The following is a 12,297-nucleotide window of genomic DNA, read 5'->3' as shown; positions in this document are numbered from 1 at the left end:
TGTCTCCTGAACCGCCATCCCGTTGCCGGTTTGCCGTGTCAGTGGAGGCGCATTATAGGGAGTTCTTCCGGGCTGACAAGTGCTATTTTCAATTAATTTTCTGACTGCTGTTTTTTTCAACTCAAACGCGTTAAACCGCTAGTTTTTCAAGCAAAGGGAAGCCATATCGTTGTAGAACGGGCGATAATTGCACCGCCTCGCTGTCCATTTGCGTACAAAATGCTGCATTTTCCTGGGAAGAACGTACCACCGGTGCTTCATGCTCCAGCAACCAAGCCGTTCTACGTGCGATAGCAGCACCAGAATCGATAAGACGTGTTCCTTCTGGTAATACTTGCTGAAGCTCTTCACACAATAAAGGAAAGTGCGTACATCCCAACACAACCGTATCTGGCGGTTCAGACATTCTTAGCCAAGGCTGAACAATATGTCGCACCTCGTCTAAAGATACTTCATCACCATGCAGCTTCGCTTCAGCCAACTCCACCAGCTCCGCCGACCCCAACATTTCGATTTTGCATGAGGTCGCAAATTGCTGCACCAACTCATGTGTATAAGGACGGCGTACTGTCGCTCGCGTAGCCAGTAAGCCCACCACACCATTACGCGTTAAACGCGCCGCCGGTTTAATCGCTGGCACGACGCCAACAACCGGAAAGGCAAAACGCTCACGTAACGCCGGTAGAGAGATGGTACTCGCTGTATTGCAGGCGATGATCACTAAAGAAAGAGGATATCGCTGAGTGATCGCTTCGACGATAGCAACGACACGTTCAATAATGAACGTTTCGGTTTTCTCGCCATAAGGAAAGCCCGCATTGTCGAAGGCGTAGAGATAATGAAGATCCGGCAAAAGCTGCCGAACCTCATCATAGACGGAAAGCCCACCGACGCCAGAGTCAAATACCAGCACGGTGGGACGCAGATTAGAAGCTGTAGCTCCCGTTGAGGTAATACTCTCGTCCTGGAGTTTGATAGCCATACGCTGTCTCGTAGTCTTTATCGAACAGATTGGCAATTCTACCACGAACGGTGAGATGCGAAGTGACCGGATACGACACAGCAAGATCTACTGTGCTGTAGCTTGATAGACGACGCTGCACATTTGCGTATTCACTGGTGTTATTGTCATAACGCTTACTGAAGTATTGGTATATGACATCAACATCGAAATCATACACTGTCGCACCTAACTGATATTTTGCCTGCTCACGAGCACGTCGAGCCAGTGTTTCACCGTCTGAATCACGACGTGCATCAAGGTAGCCCAACGTAATTTGATGGTGAACAAAACTGGTATCAAAAGCTGCTGTTGCCTCAATCCCTTTCAGCGTCGCAGCTTTTACATTGTAATAACCGCCCTCATAAGTAACAGGATCGCTGGCATAATCAATCAGGTCATTGATCTGATTATGATATGCAGCAATGCGCCAATTAACTGGGCCTGTCAGACCTTCGAGTCCAGCTTCCCATTGCTTCGATTTTTCAGGTGCTAAATCTGGGTTTGAACTGATACCAAAGCGTTTTTGCCCGTAGAGTTGACCAAGCGTAGGCGCCTGGAAGCCTGTACCATAAGACAGGGTGGCTTTATAACCAGGAACAAATTCCCATCCGGCTGCAGTTTGCCAGGTGCCATGACGGCCATAATCTTCGTTGTCGTCTCCGCGCACAGAGCCTTCAAGCGTTACCGTACCCAACTGCTGCTGAGCAGTAACGTAAGCACCGGTATTATCTTGTTTATAGCTATCCGACTCACGTGGCGCACCTGAATAAAGCTGCCCAGTCGATACCAGCTTCTGCTGCTGCCAGTCCAGCCCGGCGCTAACCGTTCCATGCCCAACCGCTAAGGTATTACCCCACTGAAGATTTCGCTGCTCCATATCATCCAAACTGTTGGAGTCGGCGTAGCGGCCATCAATGCTGGCATAGTTATAGCTTTTGTACTTTTGGTAACTGGCGGAGAGTTGCGATGAGAAGTCGTCTTTATTAAAGCGTAGGCCCGTGTCAAACGAGTGATTATAGATCTGCTGCTCATCCTGGCCGCCACTATAATTCGCATCGTAATCCGAATTTGCCGAATAACCATAGCCACGAGCAAAGCCAGAAAACATGTCGTTGAACTGATGTTCCACACCCGCCCAAAACGCTTTATTACGCCAACCATCGCGATCGCGATCAATAGAATAGCCAGAATCCGGTTGAACGTTGTAGCCGTTTGTTCCCTGATAGGAACCGGCAACCGTGATACGTGTGCTATCAGTAATGTTCTGATTCACGCTGCCGCTGTATTCTTGATATTGCTTAGACCCCAAGCCAGCTGAAAGGGTGTTTTGATTTTCTGGGTTTTGCGTAATAACGTTGACGACACCGCCAATAGCATCGGCACCATATACTGCCGAGCGCGGGCCCCGGATAAACTCAATACGTTGAATAATAGAAATTGGGATCTGATTAAAATCAGAGACACCGGTAATTCCCGGCTTTGCAATCGGAACACCGTCAATCAGCACCAGCGTATGACGAGCTTCAGAACCGCGTACATACATAGAAGCGCTTTGCCCAATGCCACCACTTTGCGCAATATCTACGCCCGGCAAGCGACGCATCACCTCGACAAGGTTCTTAGATTGCCACTGCTCAATTTCTTCACGCGTTACTACGGTGGTTGAAGCCAGTACCGAAGATACCGGCTGTGCAAAACGGTTTGCGGTCACAATTTGCGTATCATCATTCTCCTGAGCGAAACCGTTTTGCGCCCAGAGAGAAATCGCCGTTGCACTGAAGGCGAACAGCGATGCTGTAGTTTTATTCATTTTTAATAGCATCCAAAAGACCAAGCAGGATGCCGCAGGCATACAATCAATAGCACGCGATGATCGTACGAGTTGCGACGTCACACCGGCAGGTCTTCGGGCTGGGAACCATAAATGATGAAGACTTCCCATCCCGCAGGACAGTGTCTGCAAATGCAATCACCACGACATTCCTTACCGCTGCGCGTCAGCTCCAGATTTCCACTGGATTCCCTATTAACTCAGGTTGAGGCCGGCGCACGCAGTCTACGGAGTGGCGATACGGAAGTCCAGACTTCCAAACATCTTATCAGCACAACACTGGACAACAGATATTGAATGCCTACAATCGCCCGGCAAGTTTGCTATTAACCAGGATTGATCATGACGCCCGAACATCTCCCCATTGAAGAATATGACGCGCAACTGGCGGAAAAAGTCAGCCGTTTAACCACGATGATGACGCCTTTTGCTGCGCCCGAAGTGGAGGTGTTCCGTTCGCCGGTCAGCCACTATCGCATGCGCGCAGAATTTCGCTTGTGGCACGATGGTGATGACATCTATCACATCATCTTTGATCAACAGACGCGCGAACGTATCCGTATCGATCAATTTCCGGCGGCCAGCGAATTAATCAATCTGGTCATGCCAAAAATGATCGCCGCGATCCGTGACAATCGTACGCTTCGCCACAAGCTGTTTCAGATCGATTACCTGTCGACAATGAGTCATCAGATCGTGATTTCACTGCTTTACCATCGCAAGCTGGATGATGTCTGGCAGCAGGCGGCAAGCGAACTCCGCGATCAATTGCGTGCAGAAGGTATTGATGTTCAGCTCATTGGCCGCGCAACCAAAACCAAAATTTGCCTCGACCACGATTACGTTGATGAGCGCTTGCCGGTCGCAGGCCGCGAACTCATCTACCGTCAGGTTGAAAATAGCTTCACCCAACCCAACGCGGCGATGAATATTCAAATGCTGGAATGGGCGCTGGATGTCACAAAAGAATCGCAAGGCGATTTGCTGGAACTTTACTGCGGCAACGGCAACTTCTCGCTGGCGCTGGCGCGCAATTTCCGTCGGGTGCTAGCCACTGAGATTGCTAAACCCTCTGTAGCCTCTGCGCAATTCAATATTGCGGCCAACCAGATTGACAACGTGCAGATCATTCGCATGGCGGCGGAAGAATTTACGCAGGCGATGAACGGTGTACGCAGTTTTAATCGTCTGGAAGGTATCGATCTGAAAAGCTATGAATGCGAGACAATTTTTGTCGATCCGCCGCGCAGCGGATTAGATGATGAAACAGTGAAGATGGTGCAGGCTTATCCGCGCATCCTTTATATATCCTGTAATCCGCAAACGCTGAGCGACAATCTGCACATTTTGGCGCAAACCCATGTTGTTACGCGTTTAGCGCTGTTTGACCAGTTTCCCTATACTCATCATATGGAATGCGGCGTGCTGCTCACGCGCAAAGCCTAAAAAAACGGGAACCCCTGGGTTCCCGCTTTTACTTTTACTGATTGCGCTTCCGCTTGATACGCGTGGCAATCCAGAACACCAGCGCGACCATCAAAATAGTCGGGATAAAGTTCGATCCCATATCAGGATATTCAGCCCGTACTAATGCGCTGTAAACCAAAATTCCCAACAGAAAAAACGCGGCCGCTAAGCCGGGCATGCCATCCGGCATATTGCAGTTCAGATAGCGCTGATGCAAACACCACGCCGCTAAACCCAACGCAATAATGGGAAATATAGAGAACGGCACAAAAGCGCTGAACAGCACCGAAAACGAGCCGTTAATCGCTAAACCGGTAATAAAAGCCAATAACAGTGTGCCTTTATCGCGGGTAACCTGTTGGGTCATGGCATTATCCTTGTTTGATTACTCTTCAGTTTTATCCAATGTGACCGCCAGACGTTCTTGCTCACGGCGGTACCAGTAATAGGCGCCTTTAGCGATCATGCGTAATTGCAGCACCAGGCGATCTTCCAGCTTGCTGCGCTGATCGGCATCGATATCCAGCGCTTCCGCGCCCGCACTAAATACAATGGTGACCATTGCTTCAGCCTGGGCTTCAGTAAAGCTGCGCGGCATGCGATTTTCGACCTCAAGATAATCAGCCAGTTCAGCGATAAAATGCTGAATTTCGCGCGCAACCGCAGCACGGAAAGCGGCAGAAGTGCCAGAACGTTCGCGCAGTAACAGGCGGAATGCATTGGGGTTGTTCCCGATAAACTCCATAAAGGTGGCGACCGAGGTTTTAATGATGCTGCCGCCTTTGGCAATGCGCTGTCGCGCCTGGCGCATCAGCTGACGTAGCATTAATCCGCTCTCATCAACCATGGTTAAACCGAGTTCATCGACATCTTTAAAGTGGCGATAAAAGGAGGTCGGCGCAATGCCGGCTTCGCGGGCAACCTCACGCAAACTCAAACTGGTAAAACTGCGTTCGGCGCTGAGCTGACTGAAGGCTGCTTCAATCAGTGTACGTCGTGTACGTTCTTTCTGTTGCGCTCTGACGCCCATTCTATCGGCCTTTTGCGGTGTTGAATGGGCACTATAACAAAATTTTCAGCGTACATGAGCGCAAACTTTGTGAACGGCTGTGAACCTCACTCTTTGTCAAACTGCGTTGAAAATCGCTGTTAGAATTCAGATGTGCGCGGCGAGATGTTAGAATCCCGTTGTAAAAATGTATAAATAATAGGACGTATTGGTATGCAAAAGTCTTACGATTACGATGCCATTGTGATTGGCTCAGGACCCGGCGGTGAAGGTGCGGCGATGGGGCTAGTGAAGCAAGGTGCGCGCATCGCGGTGATCGAACGCTACCACAACATCGGCGGCGGTTGTACGCACTGGGGCACCATCCCCTCAAAAGCGCTTCGTCATGCAGTGAGTCGCATTATCGAGTTCAACCAAAACCCGCTCTACAGTGATCAGACCCGACTTCTTCGCTCCTCCTTTGCTGATATTCTTAACCACACCGAAAGCGTCATCAGCCAGCAAACGGCCATGCGCCAAGGCTTTTACGAACGTAATCGTTGTGAACTTTACCAAGGCGACGCACAGTTTGTTGATGCCAACACCATTGAAATCGAACAGCCTGACGGTTCACGCGAGCGTTTGACCGCAGAAAAATTTGTCATTGCCTGCGGTTCCCGACCTTATCACCCAACAGACGTCGATTTTACCCATCCTCGCGTTTATGATTCCGATTCTATCCTCAACCTTCACCACGAACCTGGCCACGTGATTATTTATGGTGCCGGTGTCATTGGCTGCGAATACGCGTCAATTTTTCGGGGACTTAACGTCAAGGTTGATCTGATCAACACCCGCGATCGTCTGCTGGCCTTTCTGGATCAGGAGATGTCAGATTCATTGTCTTATCACTTCTGGAACAGCGGTGTGGTGATTCGTCACAACGAAGAGTTTGAGAAAATTGAAGGCGTAAGCGATGGCGTAATCATGCATTTGAAATCAGGTAAAAAGGTGAAAGCCGATTGCCTGCTTTACGCGAATGGACGTACCGGGAACACCGATTCGCTGGCGCTGGAAAACGTTGGACTGGAAGCCGATGGCCGCGGTCTGCTGAAAGTGAACAGCATGTATCAAACTGCGCAACCGCATATTTATGCGGTCGGTGACGTTATTGGTTATCCAAGTCTTGCGTCTGCTGCTTACGATCAGGGCCGCATTGCGGCACAAGCACTGATCAAAGGAGAAGCCTCAGCGCATTTAATTGAAGATATCCCAACCGGAATTTACACCATTCCTGAAATCAGTTCTGTGGGTAAAACCGAGCAGCAGCTGACAGCGATGAAAGTGCCTTATGAAGTCGGTCGTGCGCAGTTTAAGCATCTGGCGCGTGCACAGATCGTTGGCATGAATGTGGGAAGCCTAAAGATTTTGTTCCACCGCGAGACCAAAGAAATTCTCGGCATTCACTGCTTTGGTGAGCGTGCCGCCGAGATTATTCACATTGGTCAGGCGATCATGGAGCAGAAAAACGGTGGCAACACGATTGAGTATTTCGTGAATACCACCTTCAACTACCCCACCATGGCTGAGGCCTATCGCGTCGCCGCGTTAAATGGCTTAAACCGCCTGTTTTAACGTGGTATCGAAATAGCCTTGCATGTGAGTGCGAATAGCCTCTGCCAGCTGTTCATAACGGCTGCGCAGAGGTGAACCCGGACGGTATACCAGCGCAATCGTGCGCTGAGGCACCGGCTTGTAACAAGGCAAATAACAGACGCCATCACGAATACGTTCATTTGGCACAGCCAGCGCAGGTAACAGCGTAATACCGCTGCCGGCTGCTACCATATTGCGCAGCGTTTCGAGGCTGGTCGCACGGAAATGGGTATCTTCATCAGCGCCCGCTTCAAAGCAGAAACCCATCGCCTGATCGCGTAAGCAATGACCATCTTCCAGCATCAGCAGCTTCTCACCAGCCAGATCGGACATCGGAACGCGATCACGATCGTGCCACGGATGATCCTGATACACTGCCAGCTTCATTGGCTCATCAAACAGCGGCACCTCAATAAAGGCTTCGCTCTCTTTCACCAATGCCAGAATAGCGCAATCAAGTTTGCCGCTGTCGAGCTGGGCCAACAGCTGCTGGGTTTGCGCTTCATGCAGATACATTTCTAGCTTTGGAAACGTTTTATGCAGCATAGGAATAACTTGCGGCAACAAATAGGGGCCGGTGGTTGGAATCAGTCCAATATGCAATGGACCTGACATCGCTTCACCCTGCTGGCTCGCCATCTCTTTCAGCACTTTAACTTCACGCAGCACGGTACGAGCCTGATCCACCAGCAACAACCCAGCCTGAGTGAATAAGACCTTACGGCTGGTACGCTCAAGCAGCATTACGCCCAGTTCATCTTCTAACTTACGAATCTGTCCGCTTAGCGTCGGCTGACTAACATGACATGCATCCGCAGCACGGCGGAAATGACGGTGCTCAGCAAGCGAAACCAGGTATTCCAAATCACGAATATTCATTGTTACCCTCCAAACCACGATAGCCCGTGGCGATAGATAGAATAGCAATGAACGATTAGCCCTATCAAGCTGCGATGGGAATAATGCACCCATCAAATTGAAGACCATCGCTCACGAGGAGAAAATATGTATACCAGTCAGGAAGGTAAATCGATCCCAGACGTTACTTTTCACACCCGTCAGGGCGATCGCTGGGTCGATATCACCACCGATGAGTTGTTCAAAGACAAAACTGTAATTGTGTTTTCTCTGCCGGGCGCGTTTACGCCCACCTGCTCATCCAGCCATCTTCCGCGCTACAACGAATTGCATAGCGTATTTGCACAGCATGGTGTTGACAGCATCCTGTGCGTGTCAGTGAATGACACCTTTGTGATGAACGCGTGGAAAGCAGAGCAGCGTGCTGAACATATTACCTTTATTCCTGATGGTAATGGCGAGTTCACCCGCGGCATGGATATGTTGGTTGAGAAAGCCGATCTGGGTTTTGGCCCACGCTCATGGCGTTACTCAATGCTGGTACGAAATGGCGTAATTGAAAAGATGTTTGTTGAGCCAAACAAGCCAGGCGACCCGTTTGAAGTGTCAGATGCCGACACTATGCTGCGTTATCTGGCACCAGAATTTAAAGTGCAGGAATCCGTCTCGGTATTTACTAAGCCAGGCTGCCCATTCTGTACTAAAGCCAAGCAGATGCTGCTGGATCGCGGTATTCAGTATGAAGAAATCGTGCTGGGACAAGATGCTACCACCGTGAGCCTGCGTGCCGTTTCTGGTCGCGCCACTGTGCCACAAGTGTTTATTGGCGGTCGCCACATCGGCGGGAGCGATGATCTGGAGCAGTTCCTGCTTTCAGCGTAAAAAATCTCTGTGTCAGCCGGGAGTGCTGGCCTCTGATGATGTGCCTATAAAAAAGATGTAATTCTGAAGCTAGAGGTTGGCGGGCATTTTATGTGCCCGCTTTTTTTTATCTGCGATTTACGCTAAACGCTGCTTTGCTTCCGTAATGGCGCGAGCGACCTGCTGCGGTGAAACGCCACCTTGCGCATTACGCTTGTCGAGGCAGGATTGCAGTGCAAGAATCGGATAAACATCCTCTTCAATGGTCGCACTGAACTGCTTCAGCTGTGCCAGTGACAACGCTTCTAACGCCACACCTTGCTTGATCGCCTCAACAACGGCTTCACCGACGATATGGTGCGCCTCACGGAACGGCACGCCTTTAGCCACTAAATAGTCCGCCAGCTCGGTGGAGTTTGCATAACCTTGCTCGGCCGCTTCCTGGCAACGTGGGCGTTTTATCTGAATACCGTCCAACACCAGCACAGACATATGCAGGCAGTCGATCCAGGTATCCAATGCGTCAAACAATCCCTCTTTGTCTTCCTGCATGTCTTTGTTGTACGCCAGCGGTAACCCTTTCAGGGTCATCATCATGCCCGTTAAAGCGCCCTGCACGCGGCCACATTTGCCACGAATCAATTCCAGCGCATCCGGATTTTTCTTCTGTGGCATCAGCGATGAGCCGGAGGTAACTTTGTCTGCCAGTTCAATGAAGCCAGCTTCACCGGTATTAAAGAAAATCAGGTCTTCGGCGAAGCGCGATAAGTGCACCATACCAATTGCAGCGTCAGATAAGAGTTCCAGCACGTGATCGCGATCCGAAACCGTATCCAGGCTGTTACGTGTCGCGGAGGCAAAACCTAACCAACCCGCCAACTGCTGACGATCAATTTCATACGCGGTACCCGCCAACGCGCCACAGCCCAGCGGGCTAACGTCCAGACGCTTCAGCGTATCCTGCAAACGGCTTTCATCGCGTGCCAGCATTTCTACATAAGCCAGACACCAGTGAGCAAACGTTACCGGCTGAGCACGCTGTAAATGGGTATAACCCGGCATCACAGCGTCTTGATTCGCTTCTGCCGTCACCACCAGCGCTTGCTGTAATTCACGCGTGGCGCTCAGCAGCGCTTCAACCTGCATTTTGCACCACAGTTTCAGGTCAGTTGCGACCTGATCATTACGGCTGCGGCCGGTGTGCAGTTTTTTGCCCAGCGCACCGACTTTCTCAATCAATTGACCTTCAACCCAGCTATGAATGTCTTCGGCATCGCTCTGCAAAATCTGCTCAGGATTCGCGCGTACATCCTCCAGCAACGTATTCAGCGCGGCTTCTAGCTGCTGCTGTTCGTCACTGCTCAGCACGTTCACCGTCACCAACGCTTTGGACCAGGCGATTGAGCCGATGATGTCCTGCTCTGCCAGGCGATAGTCGAAGCGCAGCGAGTCGTTAAACTGTTTGAAACGTTGATCTGCTGCCTGGGTAAACCGTCCACCCCAAAGTGCCATGTGGAAATCTCCTTCAAATCGTTAAACGAAGGGCGGCATAAATGCCGCCCCTGATGTCATGCTGTGAGGCGAGGCTGACCTCGCCTGCGAATTACTTCTTCTGCTCGTTCAGGGCACGGATGCGTGAAGAGAGCGAGAACAGACGGATGAAGCCGCCGGCATGACGGTGATCGTACACTTCGTCTTCGCCGAAGGTCGCAAACTCTTCTGAATAGAGGCTGTTTGCAGAACGCTTCTGCGTGGCAGTCGCCTGGCCTTTGTAAAGCTGCAGAACCACTTCGCCATTCACCTCTTCCGCCAGCGATTCGGCTGCGGCTTGAATCGATTTACGCAGCGGTGCGAACCAGCGACCATCGTAAACAACATAAGACATTTCATGACCCAGCTGTTCACGCCATTTGAAGCTGTCGCGATCCAGAACCAACTGCTCAATCGCACGCAGCGCGTTAACCATAATGGTGCCGCCTGGGGTTTCGTAGCAGCCGCGAGATTTAATGCCCACCAAGCGGTTTTCTACGATATCGATACGTCCCACACCATGTTTCGCGCCAAGCACATTCAGTTTTTCCAGGCACTGGAACGGGCTCAGTTTCTCGCCGTTTACGGCGACCACACGCCCTTTTTCTACGGTCACGGTCACTTCTTCTGGCTGATCTGGCGCTTCCAGTGGATCAACAGTCCATACCCAGCAATCTTTGTTTGGTGCGTTTGCCGGGCTTTCCAGCACGCCACCTTCAGTAGAGATGTGCCACGCGTTTTCGTCACGACTGTAGATCTTTTCCAGTGACGCGGTGGTTGGAATGTTGCGCTCTTTCAGGTAATCCAGCAGCGCTTCACGTGAACGCAGGTCCCACTCACGCCATGGCGCAACCACTTTCAACTGTGGGGCCAGCGCGGTATAGGTGGTTTCGAAACGCACCTGGTCATTACCTTTACCAGTAGCGCCGTGGCACAGCGCATCAGCACCCACTTTCAGCGCCAGCTCCACCTGTGCTTTCGCGATGATTGGACGTGCCATTGAGGTGCCCAGCAGATAAGTGCCTTCGTACAGTGCGCCAGTTTGCAGCACGGGATAGACATAATCACTGATAAATTCTTCACGCAGATCAACAACGTGACATTCTGAGGCACCCGACTGTAGCGCTTTCTTTTCAACGCCTTCCAGATCGCTGCGTTCCTGACCGATATCTGCCACGAACGCGACCACTTCACAGCCGCCATAGTTCTCTTTCAGCCATGGAATGATGGCTGAAGTATCAAGGCCACCGGAGTAAGCCAGAACGATTTTTTTGATGCCTTGCGTTTGCATTTCGTAATCCTTGAATCAGAGTCGTTAAGCGAGAATCCGGGTGCCAATCGACACGCCGTTAAAAAGAGTAGGCAGTTGCTCAGCGTGACGCCAGCTGGCGATATCCACTGGGCGGCCCAGCGTGCGGGCGGCATCAAGCGCCGCGTGCACTTTAACAATCATGCCATCAGTAATGATGCCTTGGGCAATTAACTGTTCAGCTTTTTCAGCGGTCATCTCTTCGATGCGCTGACCTTTGCCGTCCAGAATACCGCTGACATCTGATAGCAAGACTAAATCGGCACCGATAGTTGCAGCCAGCGCGGTCGCGGCTTGGTCGGCATTGACGTTCATCAGCTCGCCGCTGTCGGTAATACCGATTGAACTGACAACGGGCATATATCCCGCATTCAGCAAGGTATTGAGTAACGCAGGATTGCCTGGCGTGGCATTGCCAACATGTCCTAGCTCTTCATCGAACTGCGCCACATTCACTAAACCGGCATCACCCAAACAGAGGCCCACAGAATTAATGCCATATTTTTTTGCCCACGCCAGCAGCGTTTTGTTGGCGGTTCCTGCCAACGCACCGGTGATGATGTCGATTTGATCGGCAGGCGTGACGCGCAAACCGTCTTTTTTCTTTACCGGCAGCGCGAGTTTTTTCATCAGCTCGTCCACCAGGCAACCGCCACCGTGAACGATGATCAACGGGCGCTGATGCGCGGTGCGGTAAGTCAACAGCGCATCGAACAAACGGGCCAGCGCTTCTCCGCTATCCAACAACACGCCGCCAAGCTTGATAATTAAGGGATTGCTCATCGTTAATTCAC

11 protein-coding genes and 1 riboswitch are annotated in these 12,297 nt (G+C 51.1%); of the genes, 3 read left to right on the top strand and 8 right to left on the bottom strand.

Annotated elements, in window-relative coordinates; genetic code table 11:
- Positions 1-130: 130 nt before the first annotated feature.
- Positions 131-982, bottom strand: a complete 852-nt coding sequence (gene murI, locus MUG06_RS21785) for a glutamate racemase (protein ID WP_243080016.1) — start codon at positions 980-982, stop codon at positions 131-133.
- A complete protein-coding gene (gene btuB, locus MUG06_RS21780; RefSeq protein WP_243080015.1) occupies positions 927-2,813 on the bottom strand; it encodes a TonB-dependent vitamin B12 receptor BtuB in 1,887 nt (628 codons plus the stop codon). Before btuB ends, murI begins: the two co-directional genes overlap by 56 nt.
- Positions 2,814-2,882: 69 nt before the next feature.
- Positions 2,883-3,065: riboswitch (cobalamin riboswitch) on the bottom strand.
- A 111-nt stretch (positions 3,066-3,176) separates the two neighbouring features.
- On the opposite strand from btuB, the gene trmA reads away from it, so the two are divergent.
- Positions 3,177-4,280 (top strand): tRNA (uridine(54)-C5)-methyltransferase TrmA, encoded by a 1,104-nt coding sequence (gene trmA / locus MUG06_RS21775; RefSeq protein WP_243080014.1) that lies wholly within the window; start codon positions 3,177-3,179, stop codon positions 4,278-4,280.
- 34 nt (positions 4,281-4,314) lie between these two features.
- On the opposite strand, the gene MUG06_RS21770 is transcribed toward trmA, so the two are convergent.
- Positions 4,315-4,668 (bottom strand): YijD family membrane protein, encoded by a 354-nt coding sequence (locus tag MUG06_RS21770; protein ID WP_243080013.1) that lies wholly within the window; start codon positions 4,666-4,668, stop codon positions 4,315-4,317.
- 18 nt (positions 4,669-4,686) lie between these two features.
- Positions 4,687-5,331, bottom strand: coding sequence for an HTH-type transcriptional repressor FabR (gene fabR, locus MUG06_RS21765; protein WP_215848194.1), 645 nt, complete (start codon positions 5,329-5,331; stop codon positions 4,687-4,689).
- 192 nt (positions 5,332-5,523) lie between these two features.
- On the opposite strand from fabR, the gene sthA reads away from it, so the two are divergent.
- On the top strand, positions 5,524-6,924 hold the full coding sequence (gene sthA / locus MUG06_RS21760) for a Si-specific NAD(P)(+) transhydrogenase (protein ID WP_215848193.1): 1,401 nt from the start codon (positions 5,524-5,526) through the stop codon (positions 6,922-6,924).
- On the opposite strand, the gene oxyR is transcribed toward sthA, so the two are convergent.
- On the bottom strand, positions 6,907-7,824 hold the full coding sequence (gene oxyR / locus MUG06_RS21755; protein ID WP_215848192.1) for a DNA-binding transcriptional regulator OxyR: 918 nt from the start codon (positions 7,822-7,824) through the stop codon (positions 6,907-6,909). The genes sthA and oxyR overlap by 18 nt on opposite strands.
- A gap of 126 nt (positions 7,825-7,950) precedes the next feature.
- Here oxyR and MUG06_RS21750 point away from each other — a divergent pair, with 126 nt between their 5' ends.
- Positions 7,951-8,685 carry a glutathione peroxidase gene (locus tag MUG06_RS21750; protein ID WP_215848191.1) on the top strand — a complete coding sequence of 245 codons (735 nt, stop codon included), beginning with the start codon at positions 7,951-7,953 and terminating at the stop codon, positions 8,683-8,685.
- A 117-nt stretch (positions 8,686-8,802) separates the two neighbouring features.
- Here the strand turns inward: MUG06_RS21750 and argH are convergent, their stop codons facing one another.
- From argH to argB, 3 genes are all read right to left on the bottom strand, one after another.
- Positions 8,803-10,176, bottom strand: coding sequence for an argininosuccinate lyase (gene argH, locus MUG06_RS21745; protein ID WP_243080012.1), 1,374 nt, complete (start codon positions 10,174-10,176; stop codon positions 8,803-8,805).
- A 91-nt stretch (positions 10,177-10,267) separates the two neighbouring features.
- Positions 10,268-11,485 carry an argininosuccinate synthase gene (locus MUG06_RS21740; RefSeq protein ID WP_215848190.1) on the bottom strand — a complete coding sequence of 406 codons (1,218 nt, stop codon included), beginning with the start codon at positions 11,483-11,485 and terminating at the stop codon, positions 10,268-10,270.
- A gap of 24 nt (positions 11,486-11,509) precedes the next feature.
- Positions 11,510-12,286: an acetylglutamate kinase gene (gene argB, locus MUG06_RS21735; RefSeq protein ID WP_243080011.1), complete on the bottom strand. Its 777-nt coding sequence runs from the start codon at positions 12,284-12,286 to the stop codon at positions 11,510-11,512.
- Between the last annotated feature and the right edge of the window lie 11 nt (positions 12,287-12,297).

The sequence above is a fragment of the Pantoea sp. MQR6 genome (assembly GCF_022761075.1).
Taxonomy (GTDB): domain Bacteria; phylum Pseudomonadota; class Gammaproteobacteria; order Enterobacterales; family Enterobacteriaceae; genus Pantoea; species Pantoea phytostimulans.
This window is presented reverse-complemented; position numbering and strand designations above follow the sequence as displayed.

What these genes read in the sequence shown, in the direction of transcription:
- murI (WP_243080016.1), bottom strand. Translation starts at nt 982, where the DNA reads ATGGCTATCAAACTCCAGGACGAGAGTATTACCTCAACGGGAGCTACA.
- btuB (WP_243080015.1), bottom strand. Translation starts at nt 2,813, where the DNA reads ATGAATAAAACTACAGCATCGCTGTTCGCCTTCAGTGCAACGGCGATT.
- trmA (WP_243080014.1), top strand. Translation starts at nt 3,177, where the DNA reads ATGACGCCCGAACATCTCCCCATTGAAGAATATGACGCGCAACTGGCG.
- MUG06_RS21770 (WP_243080013.1), bottom strand. Translation starts at nt 4,668, where the DNA reads ATGACCCAACAGGTTACCCGCGATAAAGGCACACTGTTATTGGCTTTT.
- fabR (WP_215848194.1), bottom strand. Translation starts at nt 5,331, where the DNA reads ATGGGCGTCAGAGCGCAACAGAAAGAACGTACACGACGTACACTGATT.
- sthA (WP_215848193.1), top strand. Translation starts at nt 5,524, where the DNA reads ATGCAAAAGTCTTACGATTACGATGCCATTGTGATTGGCTCAGGACCC.
- oxyR (WP_215848192.1), bottom strand. Translation starts at nt 7,824, where the DNA reads ATGAATATTCGTGATTTGGAATACCTGGTTTCGCTTGCTGAGCACCGT.
- MUG06_RS21750 (WP_215848191.1), top strand. Translation starts at nt 7,951, where the DNA reads ATGTATACCAGTCAGGAAGGTAAATCGATCCCAGACGTTACTTTTCAC.
- argH (WP_243080012.1), bottom strand. Translation starts at nt 10,176, where the DNA reads ATGGCACTTTGGGGTGGACGGTTTACCCAGGCAGCAGATCAACGTTTC.
- MUG06_RS21740 (WP_215848190.1), bottom strand. Translation starts at nt 11,485, where the DNA reads ATGCAAACGCAAGGCATCAAAAAAATCGTTCTGGCTTACTCCGGTGGC.
- argB (WP_243080011.1), bottom strand. Translation starts at nt 12,286, where the DNA reads ATGAGCAATCCCTTAATTATCAAGCTTGGCGGCGTGTTGTTGGATAGC.